12 protein-coding genes are annotated in these 25,801 nt (G+C 60.2%); 5 read left to right on the forward strand and 7 right to left on the reverse strand.

Translation table 11 applies throughout. The annotated features are described in order from the left end of the window. Positions 1–198 precede the first annotated feature (198 nt). The 4 genes from PQU92_RS14735 to PQU92_RS14750 all read left to right on the forward strand — a co-directional run bounded on the left by PQU92_RS14735 (position 199) and on the right by PQU92_RS14750 (position 10,821). Positions 199–2,877 (forward strand): glycoside hydrolase family 3 C-terminal domain-containing protein, encoded by a 2,679-nt coding sequence (locus tag PQU92_RS14735; protein ID WP_272749011.1) that lies wholly within the window; start codon positions 199–201, stop codon positions 2,875–2,877. Continuing rightward, positions 2,878–4,662, forward strand: coding sequence for an IlvD/Edd family dehydratase (locus tag PQU92_RS14740; RefSeq protein WP_272749012.1), 1,785 nt, complete (start codon positions 2,878–2,880; stop codon positions 4,660–4,662). It abuts the gene before it with no gap. A gap of 217 nt (positions 4,663–4,879) precedes the next feature. Further along, complete coding sequence (locus tag PQU92_RS14745; RefSeq protein ID WP_272749013.1) at positions 4,880–6,319, forward strand: sugar porter family MFS transporter; 1,440 nt, start codon at positions 4,880–4,882, stop codon at positions 6,317–6,319. A gap of 833 nt (positions 6,320–7,152) precedes the next feature. After that, on the forward strand, positions 7,153–10,821 hold the full coding sequence (locus PQU92_RS14750; RefSeq protein WP_272749014.1) for a TonB-dependent receptor: 3,669 nt from the start codon (positions 7,153–7,155) through the stop codon (positions 10,819–10,821). 55 nt (positions 10,822–10,876) lie between these two features. Here the strand turns inward: PQU92_RS14750 and PQU92_RS14755 are convergent, their stop codons facing one another. Next, on the reverse strand, positions 10,877–13,657 hold the full coding sequence (locus tag PQU92_RS14755) for a glycosyl hydrolase 115 family protein (RefSeq protein ID WP_272749015.1): 2,781 nt from the start codon (positions 13,655–13,657) through the stop codon (positions 10,877–10,879). Positions 13,658–13,883: 226 nt separating this feature from the next. On the opposite strand from PQU92_RS14755, the gene manD reads away from it, so the two are divergent. Next, positions 13,884–15,092 carry a D-mannonate dehydratase ManD gene (gene manD / locus PQU92_RS14760; RefSeq protein WP_272749016.1) on the forward strand — a complete coding sequence of 403 codons (1,209 nt, stop codon included), beginning with the start codon at positions 13,884–13,886 and terminating at the stop codon, positions 15,090–15,092. Positions 15,093–15,127: 35 nt separating this feature from the next. Here manD and PQU92_RS14765 read toward each other — a convergent pair whose 3' ends face one another. The 6 genes from PQU92_RS14765 to PQU92_RS14790 form a co-directional block, all read right to left on the reverse strand. Further along, entirely contained in the window at positions 15,128–15,871 is a 744-nt protein-coding gene (locus tag PQU92_RS14765) for a FadR/GntR family transcriptional regulator (RefSeq protein ID WP_272749017.1), read from the reverse strand. Positions 15,872–16,026: 155 nt separating this feature from the next. Then, on the reverse strand, positions 16,027–18,954 hold the full coding sequence (locus tag PQU92_RS14770) for a TonB-dependent receptor (RefSeq protein WP_272749018.1): 2,928 nt from the start codon (positions 18,952–18,954) through the stop codon (positions 16,027–16,029). A 324-nt stretch (positions 18,955–19,278) separates the two neighbouring features. Further along, positions 19,279–19,989 (reverse strand): DUF6445 family protein, encoded by a 711-nt coding sequence (locus tag PQU92_RS14775; RefSeq protein ID WP_272749019.1) that lies wholly within the window; start codon positions 19,987–19,989, stop codon positions 19,279–19,281. 18 nt (positions 19,990–20,007) lie between these two features. Continuing rightward, on the reverse strand, positions 20,008–22,083 hold the full coding sequence (locus tag PQU92_RS14780) for an alpha-L-fucosidase (protein WP_272749020.1): 2,076 nt from the start codon (positions 22,081–22,083) through the stop codon (positions 20,008–20,010). A gap of 24 nt (positions 22,084–22,107) precedes the next feature. After that, on the reverse strand, positions 22,108–23,028 hold the full coding sequence (locus PQU92_RS14785) for a family 43 glycosylhydrolase (protein ID WP_272749021.1): 921 nt from the start codon (positions 23,026–23,028) through the stop codon (positions 22,108–22,110). Positions 23,029–23,039: 11 nt separating this feature from the next. After that, positions 23,040–25,799 (reverse strand): glycosyl hydrolase 115 family protein, encoded by a 2,760-nt coding sequence (locus tag PQU92_RS14790; protein ID WP_272749022.1) that lies wholly within the window; start codon positions 25,797–25,799, stop codon positions 23,040–23,042. Between the last annotated feature and the right edge of the window lie 2 nt (positions 25,800–25,801).

Raw genomic sequence — 25,801 nt, forward strand, 5'->3', positions numbered from 1 at the left:
CAATAATACAGGGACGATCCGATCATGACCTCTCCAGAAGAGATGCGCGCACGCTGAATTCCGGCCGCGACGCCGTCAACCTGATGTCCCCAATGTTTCCAGCTCCCCGTTGGACACCTTGAGGGGCGGGCATGTCTCCAGATCTATGTCCGCCCTGATCTTTCACCCGTTTCAGACTTCGCTTTACCGAGGCCGTTCATGAAAACCACCCCCCTGTCGAAGACGCTCGCGATCTTGCTCGGCCTGAGTATGGCCTGTACCCCGGTTGGGGCCCAAACGCCGCCGAAGCTTGCGACCGCCGAGGTCAAGCCGCCGTACCTCGATGCTCAGGCGACGGCGCAGGCGCGGGCGGTGGATATCGTGTCGCGGATGACGCTTGAGGAAAAGGCGGCGCAGCTTCAGAGCGGCACTCCGGCCATTGCGCGTCTGGGGGTACCTGCCTACGACTGGTGGAACGAAGGCCTGCATGGCGTGGCGCGGGCGGGTGAGGCGACCGTGTTTCCGCAGGCGATCGGTCTGGCGGCGACCTTCGACACCAGCCTGATGCACGACGTGGCCGACACGATCGCCACCGAGTTTCGCGCCAAGAACCTGAAGGCCCGCACGGCCTCGGGCGGTTCGACGAAACGCTACGAAGGCCTGAGCGTCTGGTCGCCGAACGTCAATATCTTCCGCGATCCGCGCTGGGGCCGGGGACAGGAAACCTATGGCGAGGACCCGTTCCTGACCTCGCGCATGGGCGTGTCGTTCATCAAGGGCTTGCAGGGTGACGATCCGAAACACCCCAAGACCGCCGCCGTCATCAAACACTTCGCCGTCCATTCCGGCCCCGAAGCCGACCGCCATTTCGACGATATTCACCCGTCGAAGCGTGACGAGGTCGATACCTATCTGCCCGCGTTTTACGCCGGCGTGACCGAGGCCCGCGTCGAGGGGCTGATGTGCGCCTACAATGCCGTCAATGGTGTCCCTGCCTGCGGTTACACGCCGTATCTCAAGGACATCCTGAAAACCCAGTGGGGCTTCAAGGGCCATATCGTGTCGGACTGCGCCGCCGTGGCGGATTTCTATCTGACGACCTCGCACGCCTATGTGAAGACGCCGGAAGAAGCGGTCGCCTCGGCGGTGAAGGCCGGGACCGACCTGATCTGCGATTTCAATGGTAACAAGACCTTCGATCCGGCAGTCACCGTCAATGCGGTGAAGCAGGGCCTGATGAGCGAGGCCGATCTCGACGCGGCGCTCATTCGCATGTTCGAGGTCCGTTATCGTCTGGGCCTGCTCGATGCGCCGGGCACCGGGCCCTATGCGGCGATTACGGCGAAGGATTACGACACCCCGGCACAGCGCGAACTGAATTTAAAAACCGCCGAAAAGTCGCTGGTTTTGCTTAAAAATGATGGTCTTCTACCCTTGAAGGCTGCGCCGAAACGCATCGCGGTCATTGGCCCGAACGCCAATACCGCCGAGGCGCTGGTCGGCAACTATAACGGCACCCCGTCAAAGCCGATCACCGTTTATGCCGGGATCAAGGCGCGTTTTCCCGACGCCGAGGTAACCTATATCGAAGGCACGGGTTGGGTTGCGCCGCCGCTTCAGGATGTGCCCGACAGCGTGCTGTGTGTCGACGCCGCCTGTACAGAAAAGGGCCTGAAATTCGAGGAGTTCAAGGGACCGAAGCTGGAAGGCGCAGTGGTTGCCACCCGCACCGATAAGAACGCCAAATTCAGCTGGGGCCGTCCGACGCGCGAAGAGCGTGAAAGCTCGACGCGCTGGAGCGGCTATATCAAGGCCGAGGAAACCGGTGCGCACCGCTTCCGCTTTACCGGCGACGACGGCTATCGCGTCTTTATCGACGACAAGCTGATCGCGGACGTGTGGGACATCGCCTGGCCGACGTCGGACAGCGACGTCCAGTTAGAGGCGGGCAAGACCTATAAACTGCGCGTCGAAGCCGTGCAGCGCGGCACCCGCGAAGACCAGAAGTTCCAGTGGAGCCGCCCCAGCGCCGGCGGTGAAAAGGCCGTCGCGGCGGCGAAGGACGCCGACCTGATCGTCTTTGCGGCGGGCCTGACCTCGCGCCTTGAAGGCGAGGAAATGCGCGTGGCAGCACCTGGTTTCGCTGGGGGCGACCGCACCTCGCTTGATCTGCCCGCGCCGCAGCAGAAGATGATCGAGCAACTGCACGCGACGGGTAAGCCGGTCGTGCTGGTGCTGATGAACGGCAGCGCCATGAGCGTCAACTGGGCGGACAAGAACCTGCCCGCCATCATTGAGGCCTGGTATCCGGGCGGGGAGGGCGGTCGCGCCATCGCCAACCTGATTGCCGGGGATTTCAGTCCGGCGGGCCGTTTGCCGCTGACCTTCTATAAGTCCGCCGATCAGTTGCCGCCGTTCAAGGACTATTCGATGAATGGGCGCACCTACCGTTACTTCACCGGCGAGGCGCTCTATCCGTTCGGTTATGGCCTTAGCTACACGATTTTTGCCTATGGCAAGCCGGTGCTCAGCGCCAAGAGCGTCAAGGCGGGCGGCAGCGTCAAGGTCACGGTCAGCGTCACCAATAGTGGCCAGCGCGATGGCGATGAAGTGGTCCAGCTGTACGTCAAACGCGCCGTTACGGGCGCCCCGGTCCGCGCCCTGAAAGGCTTCCAGCGCATCAGCCTGAAGGCCGGTGAAACTAAAAAGGTCACCTTTACGGTCGATGCCAAGGCGATGAGCGTGGTCGACGTCAACGGCCAGCGTCAGGTAGAGGCCGGAGCGGTCGAGTTATGGATCGGTGGCGGCCAGCCGGAGGCGCGTAAGGACCTCAAACCGGCCGCCGGAACCGCGGCGACCATCACTGTGACGGGCCGCAAGACCATCGGAGCCTTCTAAATGACGCGCACACCGCAGACCCCGAACGGTCGCTTCCGTTCTCAGGAATGGTTCGAAGCCCCCGGTCATATCGACATGGCGGCCTTGTATCTGGAGCGCTTCATGAACTACGGCATCACGCCGCAGGAACTGCGCTCGGGCCGTCCGATCATCGGTATCGCCCAGACGGGGTCGGACCTCAGCCCGTGCAACCGCATCCATCTGGAACTGGCCAGGCGCACCCGCGACGGCATCCGCGACGCGGGCGGCATCTGCATGGAGTTTCCCTGCCACCCGATCTTCGAGAACTGCCGCCGTCCGACGGCGGCGGTAGACCGCAACCTCAGCTATATGACTCTGGTCGAGATACTTCACGGATACCCGATTGATGCGGTGGTCCTGACGACCGGCTGCGACAAGACGACTCCGGCGGGGATCATGGCGGCGACCGCCGTGGATATCCCCGCCATTGTCCTGTCGGGCGGACCTATGCTCGACGGCCACCACGAGGGCGAACTGGTCGGCTCCGGTACGGTCATCTGGCGCTCGCGCCGGGCGCTGGCGGCAGGGAAGATCACCGAGGACGAGTTCTTAGAAGCCGCCTGTGCCTCCGCCCCTTCGTCGGGCCATTGCAACACCATGGGCACGGCCTCGACGATGAACGCGGTGGCCGAAACTCTGGGTCTGTCGCTGCCCGGTTGCTCGGCTATTCCCGCACCCTATCGTGAGCGCGGGCAGATGGCCTATGAAACCGGCCGCCGCATCGTCGAGATGGCGTACGAAGACCTCAAACCGTCGAAGATCCTGACCAAGGCCTCGTTCACCAACGCCATTGCCGCCGTGGCAGCGCTGGGCGGGTCGACCAATGCTCAGCCGCATATCGTGGCCATGGCGCGTCACGCGGGCGTGGAACTGACCGAAGCCGACTGGATGGCGGCCTACGACATCCCGCTGATCCTCAATATGCAGCCCGCGGGCAAGTATCTGGGCGAGCGCTTCCACCGCGCGGGCGGCGTCCCGGCGATCCACGTCGAGTTGCTCAAGGAAAACATCATAGACGGGACGGCGGCGACGATCACCGGCAAGACCCTGGCCGAAAACGTCGCAGGCCGTGAAACGCGTGACCGCGAAATGATCCGCACCATCGCCGAGCCGATTATGGAGCGGGCGGGTTTCCTCGTCCTCAAGGGCAATCTGTTCGACTTCGCCATCATGAAGACCAGCGTCATCAGCGACGAATTCCGCAAACGCTATCTCAGTGAACCGGGGCAGGAAAATATTTTCGAAGGTAAGGCCTTCGTCTTCGACGGTTCCGACGACTACCATCACCGCATCAACGACCCGGCGCTGGGGATCGACGAGCGCTCGATCCTCGTCATCCGGGGTTCCGGCCCGGTCGGCTGGCCGGGGTCTGCGGAGGTCGTCAATATGCAGCCGCCCGATCATCTGCTGAAACGCGGCATCACGTCCTTGCCGACCATCGGCGATGGACGTCAGTCGGGGACGGCGGATTCGCCGTCGATCCTCAATGCGTCACCCGAAAGTGCGGTCGGCGGCGGTCTGGCGTGGCTGCGGACGGGGGATGTGATCCGCATCGATCTCAATACGGGGGCCTGCAATATGCTGGTCAGCTATGAGGAAATCGCCGCGCGCAAGGCCGACGGCATCCCGCCGGTGCCGGAATCGGCGACCATGTGGCAGGAAATCTACCGTCAGACCGTGGGGCAATTGCACACCGGCGCGGTGATGGAACCGGCGCTCAAATATACGAAGATCGCCGATAAAATGCCCCGGCATAATCACTAAAAAGGATATTAGGTCTGAGTATTGAATCTGTTGCAGCGCAACAATGGTACCGCTATCATTTTGCGCTTGCCAGATCGAAAATTTCGGGCAGATTACGCCTGCCTGATCGCCATATAAGAATAAGAGCGCACGGGCAGGACTTGGAAACGCTTAACAGACTGCGCGCCGATATCGGTCCCGTGGGGGAACTGTAGCGCCGGCAGAAGGGGACACTTTAATGACCGCCTCATCAGGCAAGATAAACACCGGGCTGGTGCTGGGGCTCGCCGTCGGCGCCTCGCTCGGCGGCTTGCTGTTCGGCTATGACACCGCCGTGATTTCCGGCGCCGAACAGTCGATCAAGTTCAATTTCGTCGTGCCGCACACCGACTGGTCGGTGGATTTCAAGAACACCGTCCACGGTTTTGCCGTCGGCATCGCGCTCTTGGGCTGCGTCATCGGCTCGGCCATCGCCGGACCGCTGGCGACCGCATTGGGCCGTCGCGCCGGGATGCTGATCGCGGCGTCGCTGTTTTTCGTCTCGTCGCTGTTGTCGGCCTTTCCGGAGACGCTTCTGGCCCCGGTCGGTCAGATGGGGACCGAGGCCATCTGGCCGTTCCTGATCTACCGCACCTTCGGCGGCATCGCCATCGGCATGGCCTCGCTGATTTCGCCCATGTATATTGCCGAAATCGCCCCGGCCAAACAGCGTGGCCTGTTCGTCTCGCTGGAGCAGATCGCCATCGTCACCGGCATCACTCTAGTCTATTTCGTCAATATGCAGATTTCGCGCATGGGTGATGAGAGCTGGCTGCACGATCTCGGCTGGCGCTACATGCTGGCCTCGTGCGCCATCCCCGCCGGCATCTTCTTCGTCGCAGCCCTGCTGATGCCGGACACGCCGCGCTGGTACATGCTGAAAGGCAAGGAAGACAAGGCTCGCGAGATCCTGTCGAAGGCCAATCCCGCCGATGAGGTCGAAGCGACCCTGACCGAGATCCGCGGTAGCCTCGTTCAGCATTCGGGCAAGCTTCTGTCGTTCGGTCTGGGGGTTCTGACCGTCGGCATTCTGCTGTCGGTGTTCCAGCAGGTCGTCGGCATCAATGCGGTGCTTTACTACGCGCCGACCATGTTCGAGAACCTGGGCCTAGGCAAGGACGCGGCCATGCTCAATACGGTGATCATGGGTATTGCCATGGTCGTCTTCACCGTCATCGCCCTGTTTACGGTCGATCACTGGGGCCGCAAGCCGCTGCTGATCCTCGGTTCCGCCGTCATGGCGGCTTCGCTGATCTTCCTTGGTATCCTCTATCAGACGCAAAACCCCGCAGAGCAGCCGGGCATCATCTATCTGATCGTCGCTATCACCTATATCGCCGGGTTCTCGCTATCGTGGGGCCCGATCGTGTGGGTCATGCTGGCGGAGATGTTCCCCAACTCGATCAAGGGCAAGGCCATGTCGGTCGCCGTCGCCGCCCAGTGGATCGCCAACTTCATCGTGTCGCAGACCTTCCCGATGATGGACGGCAATCCGCAGCTGATCGCCGCCTTCAACCACGGCTTCTCGTTCTACGTCTATGGCGCCTGCTCGATCCTGTCGGGCCTGTTCGTGTGGAAGTTCGTGCCGGAAACCAAAGGCCGTACTCTGGAAGCCATCGAACACCTCTGGAAAAAGTAATCCTCTATACAATATGGCCCTTCAAGCGGCGGAACCTGACCGGGTTCCGCCGTTTTTCGTTTGCCCGATGGGGGGCAAAAAATATTTGCCCCATTTTGTCTGAAATTCCGATGCCGACCGTCTTCATATACAAGACCTTCCGAAACTGCCCAATAAGGACAGGCGGAAGCAGGGATGATTTTATTAGATCATGTATTTTGATGTATAATATTCTCCATTATTCATAATAATGGATCGATTTTTCATGCCTATATTTATATAATTACTGTTGTTTTTAAGCAACTTATTCCATTTTAAGTTTAAAATATTTTCGGTTTGAAATTTATAATCTTGCGAATTCATAAAAGTTAGCGCTAACATATTATCAATCCGGAATGCCGATTCAGGCATTACCGTAACGAAACAAAAACCTTGGGGCGAAACATGGATTCTGAACCACAGGGCCTTTGTCCCTGTCTTCGACTTCCCGCAGGTGGCGGACGCGCCACTTTACCGGTCGGTTGAGCCTCAGGCGCAGACCGCTTTCGACAAACTGAACTTCCGGCTCGGGTGACGCTGCACAGGCAGCCTTACTCAGGAGGGCGGCTGCGTGTCTTCATGCCGTCCCTCTATCCCTGAAACTTGCGCAACGGAGCCCCGAGCCCTCCGGCGCGCAGGCAGGTTGCGGTGAAAATCCGCAACCTGCGCCCTTTTTCGAATTCGAGGCCTGAGGCTTCGCATAACCTTTCCCGATCAGGGGTTTGACCGGGAAAACCGCACGTCAATCCGGAAGGTTTCATTCCGGAGGCGAAATAAAAAAGGCGCCGGTCTCACGGCGTAACGGAGGAAGAAATATGTCTAATAAACCCGGGACGCGTTTTGTACGCTACCTCATGACCGGCACGGGATTGGGTGTGCTGGCGCTTATGGGCGTCGGCAGCAGCGCAATAGCTCAGGAAACCGCCCCCGTCGCGGCCAAAGGCGACGAAACGACCGAGGTCGTCGTCGTCGGTGTGCGCGCGTCGCAGCAGTCGGCCATCAACCGCAAGAAGAAGGCCAAGACGGCGGTCGACTCGATCGTCGCCGACGATGTCGGCTCGTTCCCTGACCGTAACGTCAACGAGGCCCTGTCGCGTATTCCGGGCATGGGGCTGCAACGGGGTGAAACGGGCGAGGGCGAAAGCTTCAGCTTGCGCGGTAACAGCGCGGACCTGACGCGCGTCGAACTGGACGGCATGTCCACCGCGCCCAACGGTTTCGCCCTGGCGCAGAACCCCGATGCCTCGCGCGGGTCCGATCTGCGCAACCTGCCCGCCGACCTGATCCAGAGCATCGACGTGGTCAAGGGGAACACGGCCGATATGACCGAAGGCGGTCTTGGCGGTTCGGTTCAGATCAAGACGCGTTCGGCGCTCGATTTCAAGAAGCCTTACTTCTCCATGCGGGTCGCCGGTGAGCGCAATTCACTGAGTGAAAAATGGGCGCCCGATTTCAACATTGTCGCCTCGCGCAAGTTTTTCGACAACCGTCTGGGTGTGATCTTCAACCTGTCGTCGCGCAAATATCTGGGCGACAGCCATCAGGTCGCCAATGCCGGCGGCAACAACTGGGGCGGCTATATCCGTCAGATCGACTGGGACAATTCGCCGGAAAAGACCTTCAGCTATAACCCCTCCGTTGTCGGCGGCGTCGATCAGAACGGCATCGCCTATAATGCGCCGATGCTGAGCTTCAACACCACCAACGGCGGCAAGTTCAATACCAATTCGGCGCTAGATATCGTCACCAAGTCGGCCAATGCCAAGACCAAGGCCGAATGTATGGCGGCCTTCCCGCTCTATACCGCAGCGGAACTGGGCACGATCGTCGCCAGCACCAACAATGCCGACCAGTCGAACGCCCAGCAGCAGCGTATCCGCGAACAGGTGAGCTGCCTGAACCAGTGGAACGACTATTCCCCCAATCAGGTGCGCGAAACCTTCCTGTTCGCCTACGAAGACCGCCTGACCTGGGATGTGCGCTTCGACTTCCGCGTCAACGACAAGATGACGGTGTGGCTGAAGTATCAGGAAATCGAGCGTAACATGAAGGAGAACCGGTCGAACCGGAACCAGGGCGGTATCGCCTTCCTGACGGCCGCGTCGAACGGCCTGAGCACCCTAGCCCTGACCAACAACACCAATATCGCGGTCGGTACGCCCAATACGATCTCGCCGGTCGCGGGCAGCGGCTATTACCTCTATAATGCCGGTTATCCCACGGCGGCGCTGGGTCTCGACAGCACGCAGGGCGGCTCCAACGTTCAGAACGGTTTCGCGGTCACCGGCATTGCCGTCAACGTGAACCCGGCGACTGTGAAGGTGGACAAGAACCATCACGTTACCGAGGTCGTGCTCGACAATACCAGCTACTATATGGACCACATCCGCAACGACGAAATCCGCGATGAATCGACCGTGCAACTGGGCGGTACCTACAAGGACGGGCCGCTGACGATCGACTTCACGGCGGGGCGGCTCGAATCTTACTACTCGCGTTACGAAATGCGCGCGGGTCCGACGTCCAGCCGCGTCACGGGTGCCAAGCTCTACGTGCTGGAGGACGGCAACTGGGCGTTCGACTATCCGTCCACCTTCAATGTCAACGACGTCAACAACTACATGCCGTACAACGCGCTGACCGGCACGGCGGCGGCCAATGCGGCGGCGGCGCTCTATACCAATGCCATTCGCCTCGACTGGAACCCGAAGATCGTCGAATATCAGGAAGATCAGGGCAAGTTCGATATTACCTATCGCACGCCCGACCTGCCGTTCTTCAAGAGCTTCAAGACGGGGGCGTCCTATCGCAAGCGCCTGAACTCCAAATGGGAAGGCGCAGGCTATTCGCCCAAGGCGGGGGTTTATGTGCCCACCAAGCAGCTTCGCGCCTCGATCCGCGCCTGCGACAATCAGGCGACGACGACCGCGGTCAATGCCTGCGTTTATGGCTATGTCCCGAACGCCATGACGACCACCAACTTCAACCACGGCACCCAGACCGTGACGCGCGCCGAACTGGTCGCGCTGATGGGCAACAGCATCCTGTATAACGAAGGCACCTTCATGCCGGACTACGGCGCCTTCGGCGGGATGCAGTTGTGGAACTCCTTCGACCTCGACAAGCTGAAGTCGGGGATCGCCACGACGGAACGCTTCAATTTCGACTGCATGAAGACCTGTACGGCCAGCGACGGCAATGTCTATCAAATGCCGTCGATCAATACGTCGGAAGAGGTCACCGCCGCCTACTATATGGTCGATTTCGAGCAGTCCCTGCCCTGGGGCATGGAGTTCGGCGGTAACTTCGGCGTCCGCGTCGTCAATACCAAGGTCGCCGGTAACGGCTTCGTCTCGGTCAACTCGATCCGTAAGAACATTACGGGCGTCCCGACGACCGAATGGAACCCGAACGAAGGCTATAACCGCACGACGACCACGACGATCAACAAGCCCGTGGCTATCGAGCGCGAATATACCGACTGGATGCCGAGCTACAACTTCGCTCTGTGGCCTCTGGCCGACAAGCTGGTGCTGCGCTACAACTGGTCCAAGACCATGGCACCGCCGCGCATTGACCGTCTGGTTCCAGCGGGCACCTGCACGATCGATCAGCGTATCGAGGACCGCTTCAACGCGGGGGAAACCGAACTAGACATGGGCTGTACCGGCTTCGGCAATCCGGCGCTGCTGCCGTATCAGGCCTCGAAGAACAACACCTCGATCGAATGGTACCCTGGCAAGGATACCTCCGTCTCGCTGGCCTATTACCGCCAGAAGGTGAAGGTGGGTAAGGAAATCGGCCTGACCCTGGCCGATCAGCCGCTGTTTGCCGGTACCGACGAAGTCGATCCGGCAACGGGTCGCAAACTGGCGGATTTCACCTTCAACTTCGGCACCTATATCAACGGACCGGGGGAAACCCAGTCGGGCTGGGAGTTTTCGGTCAAGACGGCCTTTACCTCGCTGCCTTGGAAGCTGCGCTATACCGGCGCCGACTTCAACTATTCGACCAACAAGTCGAGTTCGGGCGGCTGGATCGATCCGGTGTCGGGTGAAAACCTCGGGGCAGCGGGTCGTCCGGATTATTTCGCCAACCTGGCCTTCTGGTACGACGACGGCAAGACCAATGCCCGCATCACCTATCAGAAGAAGGCGCAGGTCTTCGATTGCGTTTCCTCCTGCGGACGTAGCGACGGCGGTGTCTACAGCTTCCCGATCAACAACCCGACGCGGGTCGTCAACATGCCGTACAATCCGGGCGAACCCTTCTACTACGAAGAAAACGCCTATGTGGACGCCAAGATCAGCCACAAGCTGCAGCCCAATATCGAAATCTATTGGGAAGGCCGTAACCTGCTGCGTCAGGCGAACTCGCGGATCGGCTCGGAGCGTACCGGCTTCGAAACCATCAGCCGCACGCCGTGGTTCGAGCAATATGGCGGCCGCCGCTTCACGGTGGGCCTGATCTATAAGTTGCAATAAGAGCCGCAAACCGAAAAAAGGCCGCCATCGGATTACATACCGATGGCGGCTTTTTTTATTGGGCGGGTGAGGCACCGTAGTAGTCGGGCGCGCCGTCGAGGCGGACCTCCAGCCGGTCGAGCAGGAAGCCTGGGTCCATGGCATAGACCTCGATCCGGTGCTGGCCTGCCGGCAACTGACTGAGTGTCACCGTGCGCACGGCGCTGTTGCTCAGGACGTTCTGTTTCCATTCCTCGCTGCGCCCGAAGGTTTCGAAATCGAGCACCTGCAACGGGCCGCCATCGATGCGCACCCCCAGACGGAGGCCATTGGCCGAGGTGAGGGGATGCACCGGCAGGCCGATGACGCGCAGGACCGCGTCGGCCTTGGCCGTCGTAGCGAAACTATAGGTGATCGGGCGGGCAGAGGGTTCCTCGCGCGCCGATGGCAGATCGAGACGGGCGCGCAGGGCGGCCCCTTGCGTGCCCAGACCCGGCACGACCTCCCACTCCAACGGTTCGCTGCTTTGCCACAGCGGGTGGGTGAAGCCGACGGCGGGCAGGGTGATGAGGCGATTGACTTCGGCAGGCGCGTCGCCTTTCAGGAGGCGGGCGGCGACCTTGATCGTCTTGCCGCCGCAGGCGACCGACCCGGCGGCGAGCGTTTCCCCGCCCTCATAGCTAAGGCGCACGCGCTGCTGAAAGCCATTGGCGGTATTAAGGTCGCCGCTCACCGCATCCGACGTTAGGCCGCTGGTGCCGCTCAGGCTCCAGGTGCCCGGCTGCCCGCCAGTATAGACCGACAGGTAGCGTACGGACGGCACACCTGCCGTGAAGGTGAGGGCGGAGGCATCGACCGAACAGCCCGCCTTCGATGGCAGGTTCCACTGCGGCCAGATCGGCGCGTCGAAGACGGGGAGGCGGCGCGGTGCCATATCCATCATGCCGTTCCACTTGCCGTTGCCCAGCCCATTATAGGCCGCCGTGTCGGCGACGATCCGCGCGTGGGCGGCCTTTGCCTGATCCGACAGGGCGTTGACATTGGCGCGTCCGGCCTTGGCATAGACCGCCGCGAGGTCCAGTTTTAGAATACGCTCGTTCAGGCTGGCCGAAGCGCGCACGGGATAGAGGACCAGTTCGAAGAAGGCGTCGCGACGATCGGCGGGCAGGGCGGCGCCTACCGCCTCGGCACGGCGGGTCAGTTCGGCGTACCGGTCGAGACGCGCCTGCGCCTCGTCGCCACCGGTGCGCACATAGGCGCTGATGACGTTCGGACGCGTCGGCTCGGTCTGGCCGCCGCCCATGAATTCCGGTCGGCGCGCCCAGGCGAGATCGTAATATTCGGTCAGGATCGCGGCGATCTCCGACGCCTGATCGGCACCGAACTGCTGCGCGGTCCAGACCTTCAGATGCTCTGACGGCGTCTGATCGAACGCCTTGCGGTCAAAGGCGAGGTCGAGGAAGTACTGCGTCAGATATTCGCCCGGCTTGATGTCGCCGACATTCACGATCCATATCTTGCGCGCGTCCATCCGATAGGCCCGGTCCATCTGTTCGCGGATCAGCGCCGGGTGCGTCGTCGCCAGCCAGAGATAGTCGTGCGGCCGCCCCCAGTAAGAGAGGTGGTAATAGACACCCGCACCGCCCTTGCGCTTGCGTTCCTCGGGCGTCGAAAGCTGGTTGATATAGCCGTAATTATCCTCCGGCCAGACCAAGGTCACGTCTTCGGGCACCTTGAGTCCGGTCATATAGACGTCGAGCACTTCCTTGTAGAGCGTCAGGACCTGCGGCACCTGATCCTCCGGCTTATTCTGGGCTTTGGCCAGCAGACCGCGCTGGATTTTGAACACCTCGGTCATCGCATCGCGCGCCTGTTCCGGGGTTTTGGCGCCTTCCATGGCCGAATCGTGCTTGCCGCGCAGGCCGATGGTCCAGATATTCTCGAACGCCTTTACCTCTTCGGCGCGCTCGCCCCAGTATTTGACCATCGCCTCGCGGTTGGTGAAGAAGTTGAACTCGCCGCGCGCCTTTTCATCCCATTCGCGGACATTGTTGCGCATCATCGGCTCGGCGTGCGAGGTGCTCATGACGATGGCGTAGTCGCGAGCCATCTCCGCATTGCCCTTGATCTGGTAGAAGGGCTTGGTCGAGTCGTGCATGGCGGGCCACAGGGTATTGGCCTTCAGACGCCACATCAGTTCGAAGATACGGGCATAGGTCTTCGGACCGATATCCTTGACCTCGGGCTCAAAGGTCTTCGCCGCCCACGGCTGAAGGCCCCAGTCCTCGTCGTTCAGGAAAATGCCGCGATATTGCACCGACGGCGTTTCGGACGTGCGGTTACCGCCATCGACGACCAGACGCGCGACCTTGCGCGGCGTCACATCGGCCCACCACTCCCACGCCGAAACGCCCATTTCGCGCGTCAGGTCGATCACACCCCACACGGTGCCGCGCGTATCCGATCCGGCGATGAGCAGATAGGATGTCTGCGGATTTGTTTTCGACCGCACCAGCACGCGTTCATAGCGTTCCCACTGACCTTTCAGGCGCGCCGGATCGAGACCGGCGTCACGGGCGAGGGTGGTAACCAGCGGCGAGTCGTAGCGGGCGACGACCACGCAGACCCGGACGCAGTCCTTCAGATCCGACGAGCGGTTCGGTGCCTGACCGGTTACCGCTTTCAGGTCGCGCGCCAGAAGATCGCCAGCCAGACCCAGAGTCGTATCCCTCTCGTGTATGACCGCCGCAACCGACTTTCCGTCGAACAGAACCGCGTCCTGTGCCATGACGGGTGTACTCACGGCCAGCCCGATGAGACCGGTGGCAACCGTTATATTAATCAAGGTCTTGCCCATGATGTTCCTGTGTTTCCCGAGAAAGCCGTTGAGCGGCGCGTTTCAAATTGGTTGGACCAATAAATTTAACTTGATAGGTCCATTCTTTTATGTGACGAGACGGAGCGGCGCAAGTCATGTCGGGCGCGAATTGAAATGTGAATTTGTTTTGTCGCGATATTATTGCCAAAAACCGCAAGGAAAGAATTTTGGCACTTTTTGGCATATCGCTTAATAGGATCGATAAATGAAAATCATCTCCGCCAAGGTTATCGTCACCTGCCCGGGGCGTAATTTCGTCACGCTCAAGATTGAAACCGACGAAGGCGTTTACGGGGTCGGCGATGCGACGTTGAACGGACGCGAACTGGCGGTCGTGGCTTACCTTGAGGAACACGTCATTCCTTGCCTGATCGGGCGCGATCCGCATCAGATCGAGGACATCTGGCAGTACCTCTATCGCGGTGCCTACTGGCGTCGCGGACCGGTGACCATGACATCGATCGCGGCGGTCGACATGTGCCTGTGGGATATCAAGGGTAAGGTGGCGGGCCTGCCGGTCTATCAGCTGCTCGGCGGCAAGTGCCGGACCGGCGTCATGGTCTATGGCCATGCCAATGGCACCTCGATCGAGGATACGATCGAGGTCGCGCAAACGTACAAGGCCATGGGTTATAAGGCGATCCGTCTGCAATGCGGTGTCCCGGGTCTGGCCTCGACCTACGGTGTGTCGAAAGACAAGATGTTCTACGAACCCGCCGATGCCGATCTGCCGACGGAGAATATCTGGTCGACCGAAGCCTATTTGCGCGTCGTGCCGGAGCTGTTCAAGGCGGCGCGCGCGGCGCTGGGCGAGGAGGTGCACCTGCTGCACGACGTCCATCACCGCCTGACACCGATCGAGGCCGGGCGGCTGGGCAAGGATCTGGAGCCCTATCGACCGTTCTGGATGGAAGACGCCGTCGTGGCCGAAAATCAGGACAATTTCAAACTGATCCGTCAGCACACGACGACGCCGATCGCGGTCGGCGAAATCTTTTCGTCGCTATGGGACGCCAAGGACCTGATCCAGAACCAGCTGATCGACTATATCCGCGCCACAGTCGTCCACGCGGGCGGGATTTCGCACCTGAAGAAACTGGCGGCGTTTGCCGATATCTACAATGTCCGCACGGGCTGTCACGGGGCGACCGATCTGTCGCCGATCTGCATGGCGGCAGCCCTGCATTTCGACGTGTCGATCCCGAATTTCGGGCTGCAGGAATATATGCGCCATACCGAAGAGACCGATGCGGTCTTCCCGCATGGTTACAGCTTTGACGACGGCTATCTGAGGGTGCCGGAAGCGCCGGGTCTCGGCGTCGATATCGACGAGGATTTGGCGGCGAAATATCCGTACAAACGCGCCTATCTGCCGGTGAACCGCCTGCAGGACGGGACGCTGTTCAACTGGTAGTTAAAACGCCCTGCCGATGATCGGCAGGGCGTTTTTCATACATCGACGCCCTTGGCGCGGTGGGTAAAGTGCTGCCGTCGGCGGCTGTTAGCGGCGCGCACCTGTTGCACTGCGGCATCCTCGACCGCTTCGAGCAGGTGGGTCACCACCCGGTCGAGATGGTCGCGCATGGCCTGCCGCGCAGCCGCACCCGAACCGCTTTTCAACGCGTCGACAATCGCTCCGTGTTCGATGACGCGATGCGTCATGCCATTGTCGGCAATATCGACCATAAGCTGCCGGGCCGAGGCCGAATGGTACCGCCAGTCCCACAGCATCTCCACCATGGCCTTGATGGCTTCGTTGTCGGAGGCCTGGGCGATGGTGATGTGGAACTCGCGGTCGGCGCGCTCGGCGATGTCACGGTCCGGATCGGTCATCTGCCCCAGCAGGCGTTCCAGATGGTCCAGTTCCGAAGGCGTGATATTGACCGCGGCGAGGGCGCAGACTTCGCCTTCGATCAGACGGCGCGCCTCCAGTAACTTGAACGTGCCAATTTCGGAGTCCTTGAATGGCAGCAGATTTTCAGGCGCGATTTTCAGAATCTCGACACCGCGCCCCTGGGTGATGACAACCCAGTCTCGCGATTCCAGCATGATGAGCGCTTCGCGCACCGTGTTGCGGCTGACGCTATACTCGGCAGCCAGTTCACGTTCGGTGGGTAACCGATCGCCCACCGTGAACTTACCGGACTGAATGTGTTTGAGAATTTGAGAAGCGACCTGTTGATATAGTTTCACGGTTCAACCATTCGCCCTGAATTGCAAGCCGGTTCTCATAGCACTATTTGCAAGCGCTGGCATACAATCTTCATCTGGATACGGAGCCTGTGCACAAAGAAAATCCGGCGCAGACAGGCTGCGCCGGACAGGATCGTTCGGTTAGAAACGGTTTATCAGAACTTGTACTGCAGGCCCAGATTCCACTGGGCGCCGAGGTGCGTGTAAACGAAGGTCGAATTACGCGTCGAGTCGATGTACTGACGATTGAACTCATCGAAGATATTCAGCCCTTCCAGAGTCACGCGCAGCTTGGGCGTGAACTGATAAGAGGCCGACAGGTCGAAGACCTGAAGCTCGTCAACGCCTTCGAGGTCCTGCAACGGGTTATTGGCGGGCAGGGCGATAATGTACTTCGAACGGTACGAGGTCGACAAACGCACACTGACCTTCTCGTCTTCGTAATAGATCGTGCCATTATAGGCATTCTTCGACAGGCCGATCAGGCTCTGGGTGGTGGTGCCGCCCCCCGCGAGATTGTAGGTGATCTCGGAGTCGACATAGGTATAGTTGAACAGCGCGCCGGTGTGACTGAACAGACCCGGCAGGAAGCTGAACGATTGCTGGTAATTGAGCTCGAAGCCTTTCAGCGGCCCGCCCGGCGTGTTGACCGGCTGAGTGACGGTGATCGGCGTGGCGTCCGGATCGACACCGGAATTACCCAGCAGCGACAGCGGCAGGCCGGTGTTGCGGAAGGACGATTGTCGCGAGGCGTTCTGCACATAGGACTTTATGTCCTTGTAGAAGGCGCCGACCGAGACCAGAGACCCGCGCGAGAAGTACCATTCCGCCGACAGGTCGTAGGTATCGGCGCGGATCGGCTCCAGATCCGGGTTACCCGACGACAGGGACGGGGTGCCGGTCAGGGCGAGGTTGCCGCCGGGGGTCAGGAAGCCCAGTTCCGGTCGCGACACGACGCGGGCGGCCGATGCGCGCAGGAAGACTTCGGGCGTCACTTCAAGTGTCGCATTGAACGACGGCAGGAAGTCGCGGTATTCATTCTGAACATAGACCGGATTGGTTTGTCCCACGATGATGCCGCGCGCGGTCAGCTGGGTTTTTGCGAAGCGGAAGCCCGCCTCGGTACGCAGGGTCATGCCGGCGACCTGAGTGGTCAGATCGGCCTGAACATAGCCGGACGTCACCTTTTCTTCGACGCCGCGCGTGTTGCCGGTATTGGGGATAAGGGCGTAGATCCCTGAGTTGCTGTAAATGTTCTGCGACGCGACGAACTTGTCGTAGTCGATCGTCGCCCACGCTTTCGGGAACACGCCATCGTCCAGACCTTCTCCGGGGAAGCTGACCGTGCGTGTGACGTCCCGCAACTGGGCCGCCGTCAGGTTGGGGACAAGGAACGTGTTGGACCGTTGCCAGGCGGCGATGTCGAAACTGAACTTGTTGTAGTGCAGCCCGGTCTTGATCGTCAGCATGTCGTCCGGACGATATTCAAGATTAAGCTCGGCGGTTTCGTAACGATTGTTGACCCGTGACGGATTAAGCCGGATTTCGGCATTGGCGGTATTGGCTGTGCCGTCCGTCGCGCCGAAATTGTAATTGTCCGGATTGGTGACATCGAAATTGTGCGTGATGATGGGCTGATCGCGATTGCGGCGGAAATCGACCGTCATGCCGGCGTTCTGACGCTGGAACATGATCGTGGTTTGCGCCTTTTGATTAAAGTCGGATTCCGACACCCCGATCAGACCGTTGATGCTCAACTTTTCATTGAAATCGTGGCTTCCCGACAAGGTATACTGCGTGAAGGTATTTTCAAATTCGTCGTGCTGGGTGTCCGAGCGGACATCGACACCGTCGAACCGGGCATAGGCAACGTCGGCAACCTGCTTGTTGAAGTTGGTACCGGCGGTCTGGCTCACCCCGGCGGGGAACAGGATCAGTTCGCGCACCGCCGTTTGCGGCTTGCCGTTCTGGCTGATGGCACGGGCAAAGGAGAAGCCTTCCAGCCAGCTTTCTTCACGCATCACGTCATAGTTGGAGTAGAGCGCGTCGAAGTTGATCAGGGTTTCGGGTTGCGGGCGCCATTGCAGCGACAAACTGGCCCCCAGACGCTTTTGATCGTGCTCGAAACGGCCATAGCGAGGTAGGCGGGGGAAGAAGGTCGTTGAAGCGCTGGCCTGGCTGTAGAGCGTGTCATTCGCTGCCGGGCGCGGCACGCCGGTGGCGCAGTTTAGCGCGTCGGTGCCTTTGGACGCATCATTGGCCGGCACCTGAGGCGTCACGCCGACCGGGGTACAGAAGCCGCCATCGACCGAACCGGGGTTCCAGCCGCCAGAGCCGAACTGATCTTCATAATAATGACGTTTGGTATAGGCGATGGAGGCCAAAGCGCCGAACTGACCCAGCGAAGTGTCCCAGCGATTGGAAATTACACCGGAAAACTTGCGATCCTCGGTTTCCTTGGACAACGAATTATAGCCGATCTGCCCGTTGGCGACGGCCGTAAAGCCTTTGTAATCAAAAGGACGCGAAGTGTGCAAATCGACGGTCGCACCGAGCGAGCCTTCGATCGTTTCCGGTGAGGCGGTCTTGCGCACTGTCAGGTTCGAGAACAGATCGGACGAGAAAGTGTTGAAATCGAAACCGCGACCCGTGCCGATGCCGCGATCGGAGGTCGTGGCGCCGGAAACGGACTGAGCTTCCATGCCATTGACGCGAACGCGCGTGAAGCTGGGCGGCAGGCCGCGCACTGTGATCGAACGGCCTTCGCCGGCGACACGTGAGATAGAGACGCCCGGTACGCGCTGCAGCGACTCGGCGAGGTTGGCGTCAGGGAATTTGGAAATATCTTCGGCGCGAATGACGTCAATGACACCATTGCTTTTTTTCTTGTCCTGAAGTGCAGACTGAAGACTACCCCGGAAGCCGGTCACAATGACGGTCTGGATATCGTCGTCGGCACTGGGTGCCGCGGCGGTCTGGGCGTTCACCTGCTGCGGCAGGGCGGTCGCGAGCACCAAGGCGCCAATAAGCGCCGACGAGCGCAGGAGATGATCCTTGCGCGCCAATGAAGTGTAGGGGGACATCCCGTTGTTCCTCTTGTTATGCGCCCGATTGGGGCGGCAAATCCTGTTTTTTAGGCGTCGATCTTGCGGGTGATCGATTATGCTTATGACTTGATGGTCTGCCTTATATGGCAGTTCCGTACGGCCTATGGTGGTAAATCATGACCGTAATGTCATACAATAAGACAATTCATCTGATCATCAAAGCACAAAATGGAGCGAAACCAATCTATGTGTGTCTGCGGATTGAGAGATGGAAAAGCAGGCAAGGGCATGACTTTAACTCCGCCCGGCTACAAGAAAACATCGCATAATATAGATTATGAGAAATTAAGAACGTAGGTTTTAACGTGTCGCTTTCAGAAAAGACGTGATCGTCAGCCGACCTTCCGCCGGATTGTCAGATGGCATTCGGTCGGCAGTCACATCGGCGGCATGAAGCTGACGTGACCGGTAAAGTATCAGCCGGTTGAACCGGGCCTCAACTGAGTGGATGCGCGCGAAAACGTCATCCCTCAGGTCTGATGATCGGGACGCCAGATCAGTTTGCGCCCCTTCCGCATCCAGTTGGCGGGTATAGGAAACGACGCGCTCGGGCGACACCGTTTCAAAGCCCGATGCCCGGTGTCGATAGAACGACGTCCCTCCCCAACCCGGGTCGCACATATATATGACGACCGCCAGCGCCTTGGCATCGGGCGCGTCGAAGTGCGGTATCCGCTGAGACGGACTTAGCTGGTCTGATGATTGGGTGACCATGGCGAATGACGAGGTCATCGACATCTCGTCATGCTCGGAAATGCCGAAGACCTGCAGCGTTATAGACTGCAGCGCGTAAAACAAAACCTGATTAAGATATTCGGGCACCGCGGCCCGCTGCCCCGGATAGGCCGCGCCTGCCGGGCCGAATAGAGCGGTATGGGCGGCGTAAGCGACCACCCTGTCGGGATGCTTGAACACATCGTCGATTACGATCAAGGGCTCTTGTTCTGCACCTATGGTCAGACGTTTCGGTCTGGCCGCCAGATTCAGGTCAAAGTCCATCTCCGCAATCATGACCGCCTCGTCTCACATTCACCGTGTAATAATGCCGATATCCTTGAACGCAACTTTTTCACTGCCCGGTACAGGTTGCGGCAGAATCAAGCGGATAAATCTGCCGGAAACAGGCGCCTTGAAACGTACGGTCTGGAGCGCGCGGCTATTGGCGATGTTGGAAAACTCGCCTTCTGCCACGACCGGCCCCCAGTCCTGCCCTCCATCCTGCCCTAAGTCCTGCCTGTCGAGGCTTACCCATATACGATAATTGGCCGGAGGTCCTTCGCTCAGAAGCGGATTTGCGGCGCCCGGTGACAGAGACAGGCCGCGCAGATCATGGGACCGTCCAAGGTCGATGATCAGTTCGTAAGGCGCCGAGGCCGGACCGGAAAATCTGGCATCACTAAAGGCAACGGCCTCGGGTTTCAATAGCCGCCAGCCGACGGGCGATACGTCGAAATCCGCCAGGGATACGGGGCTGAAAGGGCCTTCGGGCAGCCGCGCCTGAGCCTTGACGACGCCGCCCTCGACGAGGGCAAACGCGCTCCGGTAAACCGGGCTTGTCGCGGTCGGCAACGCACCGTCCAGCGTATAATGGATGACCGCGCGCGGATCAGCGGCGGTCAGCGTTACCAAACCCGCACGATCGCGCCGTATGTCTGGCGCCTCGACGGCCGACGGACGCAGGTACAGGGCAAACTGACCGATCACCGGCGACGCGTCGGCCTTGATGAAGCGCAACCGTACCCTGTCCGTCGTGACGGGCGCCGTGAGGTGAACCAGCCGCTTATAGCCGATGCAGCGATGCTGGGCGACTTCCTGCCATGTGCCGTTGGCGAAGATGTCGACCGCGAAGGTATCGACCCGCACGCCGAGCGAGAGGTCCTCGGCCAGACGGATAACGTCGAACCGCCGGGGCTCGCGCAGCCGGATTTCCGCCCACGCCCCGGAGCGATCGGTTTCACTGGCCGCCCAGAACGATGTCGCCGACAGGATATCCGTCGCCCGACGCGATGAATAGAGACTCGATACCCGCACCTTCGCACCCTGAGCCAGATCGACCGCATACATCTTGTCGCGCAGAGCTTTCCAGGCGGTCAGTTCGCGGATATCGGCGTCGGGCACGCGGCCACGGCGATCCGGTGCCAGATTAAGCAACAGATTGGTGCCGCGCCCCACCGATTCGAAATAGACGCGCAACAGGTTGGCGGCGGAGCGCGGGGTTTCGTCAGCGTGCCAGAACCAGCCGGGCCGGATCGAGGTATTGGTTTCCGCCGGGTTCCAGATGCCGCCGTTACGGGTGCCGCTATTGCCCTTGGCCTTGGTAAAAGGCGTCTCATCGACGGTCGGCCAGCATGGATCGCCCGCGTGGCCTTCTTCGTTGCCGACCCAGCGGATATCCATATGGGCATCGGCAAACATCACGGCGTCAGGCTGATTGCGCCGAACGATGGCCCGAACGGCATCCCACTGATAATAGGTCGCGCCGTCGATTTTGCGCCGTTCGCGCGCCCCGCCATAATAGCCGTCGCCGCCATTGGCCCCATCGAACCACACGGTGAACAGCGCCCCGTATTGCGTCGTCAGTTCCTCAAGCTGATTGTGGTAATATTTGACATAAGCATCCTTTCCGTAGTCCGCGTGATTACGATCCCACGGCGACAGATAGAGACCGAATTTCAGCCCGTTCCTCGCACAGGCGTCCGATAATTCGCGGACGATATCGCCCTTGCCGTCCTTGTACGGGCTATTCCGGATCGAATGGCCAGTGTAGGCGCTGGGCCACAGGCAAAACCCGTCGTGATGCTTGGCCGTCAGGATCAAGGCCTTCAACCCACCGGCTTTTGCGGCATTGACGATCTGATCGGCGCTGAAGTCGGAGGGATTGAACAAGGCCGGGGATTCGTCGCCATAGCCCCACTCCCGGTCGGTAAAGGTGTTGATCGTGAAATGCACAAAGCCGTAGGTTTCCAGCCGGTGCCATTGCGCCTGACGCGGTGAAGGCGTTGCACCGAATGGCATGATATCCGAGGCTGTGGCAGCGGCCCCTGAGCCGAGCAGCGAGACCCCTGTCGCACCGATAACAACTTGTCTGCGGGAAAAACTGAACATGGATACCTGCCTGTATTTATACGCTTAGGGTTTCACTTCCTTGATCGTGCCGTCGGGGCGATACGACATCGGCGCAAGGGTGATCGAACGCCGGTAACCGCCCCCACCCGGCAACAGTTTGTCGTGGTAGAACAGCCACGACTTGCCCTTGTGTTCGATGATCGCCTGATGATTGGTGTTGATCGTGCGGTAATCGAGGATCACACCGCGATACTCGAACGGCCCGACCGGTGATGTCGACGTGCCGTAGATGATCTGACCCGGCCAACCGGTCGAGAAGCTGAAATAGTAGAGCCCGTTGCGCTTGTGCAGGAACGGCGCTTCGCCGTACTTTTTCTTCGCATCATCGGCAGGATATCCCGTCACCACGACATCCATGATCGGGCCGGTCGTCGAGATCATGTCCTTGTTCAGTTTGACGACCTTGGGCACGCGGGTGCCGAAGAACAGATAGGCCTGACCGTCGTCGTCGATCAACACCGCCGGGTCGATCGGCTCGGCCCCCGCATTGGCGTCGCGGGCCTTGTCGATCAGGGCGTCGGTGCGGGCATCGCGATACGGGCCCTCAGGTTTGTCGGCGACGGCCACGCCGATCTTGTCGCCGCCGATGGGGGCGTAGAAATAGTATTTGCCGTTGCGCGCCGCAGCTTCGGGGGCCCACGCCTTGGCGTCGGGCTTGGCCCATTTGAACACCGTCACATCGAGAAAGGCGCCGTCGTCTTTCCAGTTTTTCAGGTCTTTCGAGGTGTAAAGCCGCCACGACGTCGAGTCCCAGTATTTGCCGGAATTGGACGCGTCATCAGTGGCGTAGAGATAGAACCTGCCCTTGAAATAGTGCGGCGACGGATCACCGTTGAAGCGCGGCGAAATCGGCTCGGCCGCGATGGCCGTGGTCGTAAAGGCCATCAAACCTACGGCCAGACAAGACAGGTTTCCCGCTTTCATGTTCCATTCCTTCATTCAACGATTCCGTAATATTTATCCGCGCCATCCAGCCGGATTTCGGCCTGATCGAGCACCACGCCCGGATCGAGCGGCCACAGTTTCAACGCATGCACCCCTGCCCCGAGCATCTTCAGAGGCAGGGTGGCGACCGCCGTATTGGTCAGGACATTGGCCCGCCACTGATCGCTGCGCCCCAGCGTGGCGAAATCCATCAGCTGCACCGGTCCGTCATCCAGTTGCACGGCGATTTTTACACCGGTTTTCGGATTGAGCGGGTGGACCGGCAGAGCCACGATGCTCAGCTTGCCGCCCACCGCGCTATAGGTCGAAAAGCGGTAGATCAGCGGATGACCCTGCGGTGTCGTTAGGCTCGGCAGGGCGAGATTGGAGCGCAAGACCGCTCCCGAATGCCCCAGCCCGTCCAGCTTTTGCCATCCCTTACCAGTTTGTGAGGCCAGTGGAATGATCACCCGGCGGTCGTTTTCGATAAAGTCGGACGTCGGCGGCGCAGGCAGGAGTTTGGTATGGATGCGGATGGTTTTTCCGCCGCACGCGATGTCGATTGGACCGCTGCCTGCGCCGCCGTTATAACTGACCGTCAGGCGCTGTTCATAGCCATTGGTGGCATCGAGCGCGCCTGCCGTGGCCGAAATCCGGATTGCGCCATTATCCGTTTTCAGCGTCCAGTTCTGCGCTACCGCCTGACGCCCGAACAGTTCGATGACACGCGTACGCGGCTGCCCGGTCACGAAGGTCAGGGCGTTTTCATCGTTCCACCAGCCGCCGGATACCGCCGCTACGCAACCGGTCTGCGCCGAGGGTGACCACTGCGGATAGACGGGCTCAAGGAACACGGGCAACCGGCGCGGGGCCATGTCCATCATGTCTCGCCACTTGCCCTTTTCGAGCCCATTATAGGCCGCCGTGTCGGCGACCAGCGCCTGATGTGCCGCCCGCGCCTTGTCCGCATAAAGATTGGCGCTGGCCCTGCCCTGACGCGCATACAATGCCGCCAGAGCGAGATTGAGCACCCGCGCATTGAGATTGGCCGCCCCACGCACCGGATAGAGCACCAGCTCGAAAAACGCCGCCTTGCGATCCTCAGGCAGGGCGGCATAGACCGCTTCGGCACGCCGGGTCAGGTCGGCATAGGCGGCAATCCGTGCCTGCGCCTTTTCGCCGTCGGGTTTGACGAAATCGCTCTCGGTAACCGGCGTGACCGGCTCGGTTTCCGAAAAGCCCATATATTCAGGCTTTCGCGTGAAGGCGAAATCGTAATAGCCCATCATGATCGAGGTGATCTCATCTGCGGTTTCTGCGCCGAATTGCTCGGTCATCCAGCCTTTGAGGTGGTCGCGCGGGGTCTGCACAAACCCGTCAGCGTCAAAGGCCAAATCGAGGAAATACTCGCTGAGATATTCGATCGGCTTGATGTCGCCGACATTGACGATCCACGCCCGCCGCGCATCCAGAGCATAGGCCTTCGACATTTCGGCGTGGATCAGGTTCGGGTGTGTCGTCCCCAGCCACAGATAGTCGTGCGGACGGCCCCAGTAGGACAGGTGGTAATAGACCCCTGCCCCGCCCGACCGCTGGCGTTCGTCGGCATCGCTCAGACGGCGGATATAGCCGTAATTGTCGTCGGCCCACATCAGGGTTACATCGTCGGGCAGCTTCAGTCCGGCGTCATAGGCCTCCTGAAGCTCGTGATAGAGGACATAGGTTTGCGGAATGTCGGTCAGCGGCTTTTTCAGCGTCGTTTTGAGCAGGTCGCGTTGCAGGCCGATGACGGTTTGCAGCACGTCCTTGCGCGCCTCCAGCGTCTCGGCCCCTTGCATAGGACCATCGTGAATGCCGCGCAGACCGACCGTATAGATCGTCTCATCGGCCGCGGTTTCCTTCAGGCGGCTGCGCCAGTAGTCCAGGATTTTTGTGCGGTTGACCTTGAAATTGAACGGGCCTTCGCTGTGCTCGTCCCATTCGCGCAGATTGTTGCGCATCATCGGTTCGGCGTGCGAGGTGCCGATGATGATGGCGTAGTCGTCGGCGACCTTCGGGTTGTCCTTGATACCGTAAAACGGCGTCGTGACGCTATGCATGGCCGGCCACAGCGTATTGGCTTTGAGCCGCCACATCAGCTCATAGACGCGGGCATAGGTCTTCGGGCCGATATTGCCGACCTCGGGCTCGTAGGTCTTTTCGGCCCAAGGCTTGAGGCCCCAGTCCTCGTCATTGAGGAATATACCGCGATATTTCACCGACGGCGTTTTCGACAGGCGCGCCTCGTCCGCGACGGTCAGACGGGTCACGCGACGCGGCGTGAGGTCGGCCCACCATTCCCACGGCGACACGCCCAGTTCGCGCGACAGGTCGGTGACGCCATAAACGGTGCCTCGCCGGTCGGAGCCATAGATCAGGAGGTAGGTTTTACCGTCGCGCTTGACGGCGACGCGACCATAGCGCTCCCACTCGCCTTTAAGCCGCCCCGGGTCGATGTCGCTGTTTTGCGTCAGGTGTTTGATCGGCGCGGAATCGTAGTCACCGATAATCACGCAAACCTGCGGGCAGGTTTTAATATCGGTCGAGATGCGCGGCGTCTGCCCCGTCAGGCTGCGCAGGTCGCGCGACAACATCCCGGCGGCCAGTTCGGTCGTGCGGCCTTTGGCGTAAACGATGCCCGCGACGGATTGCCCATCGTACAGGACCACCTCGGCAAAGGCTGGCGCGGCGATCAGTCCGACCAGCCCCGTGAAAAACCACGCGCGTTTCATCA

It is taken from the genome of Asticcacaulis aquaticus, assembly GCF_028550415.1.
GTDB classification, from domain to species: Bacteria; Pseudomonadota; Alphaproteobacteria; order Caulobacterales; family Caulobacteraceae; genus Asticcacaulis; species Asticcacaulis aquaticus.

What these genes read in the sequence shown, in the direction of transcription:
- PQU92_RS14735 (WP_272749011.1), top strand. Translation starts at nt 199, where the DNA reads ATGAAAACCACCCCCCTGTCGAAGACGCTCGCGATCTTGCTCGGCCTG.
- PQU92_RS14740 (WP_272749012.1), top strand. Translation starts at nt 2,878, where the DNA reads ATGACGCGCACACCGCAGACCCCGAACGGTCGCTTCCGTTCTCAGGAA.
- PQU92_RS14745 (WP_272749013.1), top strand. Translation starts at nt 4,880, where the DNA reads ATGACCGCCTCATCAGGCAAGATAAACACCGGGCTGGTGCTGGGGCTC.
- PQU92_RS14750 (WP_272749014.1), top strand. Translation starts at nt 7,153, where the DNA reads ATGTCTAATAAACCCGGGACGCGTTTTGTACGCTACCTCATGACCGGC.
- PQU92_RS14755 (WP_272749015.1), bottom strand. Translation starts at nt 13,657, where the DNA reads ATGGGCAAGACCTTGATTAATATAACGGTTGCCACCGGTCTCATCGGG.
- manD (WP_272749016.1), top strand. Translation starts at nt 13,884, where the DNA reads ATGAAAATCATCTCCGCCAAGGTTATCGTCACCTGCCCGGGGCGTAAT.
- PQU92_RS14770 (WP_272749018.1), bottom strand. Translation starts at nt 18,954, where the DNA reads ATGTCCCCCTACACTTCATTGGCGCGCAAGGATCATCTCCTGCGCTCG.
- PQU92_RS14775 (WP_272749019.1), bottom strand. Translation starts at nt 19,989, where the DNA reads ATGATTGCGGAGATGGACTTTGACCTGAATCTGGCGGCCAGACCGAAA.
- PQU92_RS14780 (WP_272749020.1), bottom strand. Translation starts at nt 22,083, where the DNA reads ATGTTCAGTTTTTCCCGCAGACAAGTTGTTATCGGTGCGACAGGGGTC.
- PQU92_RS14785 (WP_272749021.1), bottom strand. Translation starts at nt 23,028, where the DNA reads ATGAAAGCGGGAAACCTGTCTTGTCTGGCCGTAGGTTTGATGGCCTTT.
- PQU92_RS14790 (WP_272749022.1), bottom strand. Translation starts at nt 25,799, where the DNA reads ATGAAACGCGCGTGGTTTTTCACGGGGCTGGTCGGACTGATCGCCGCG.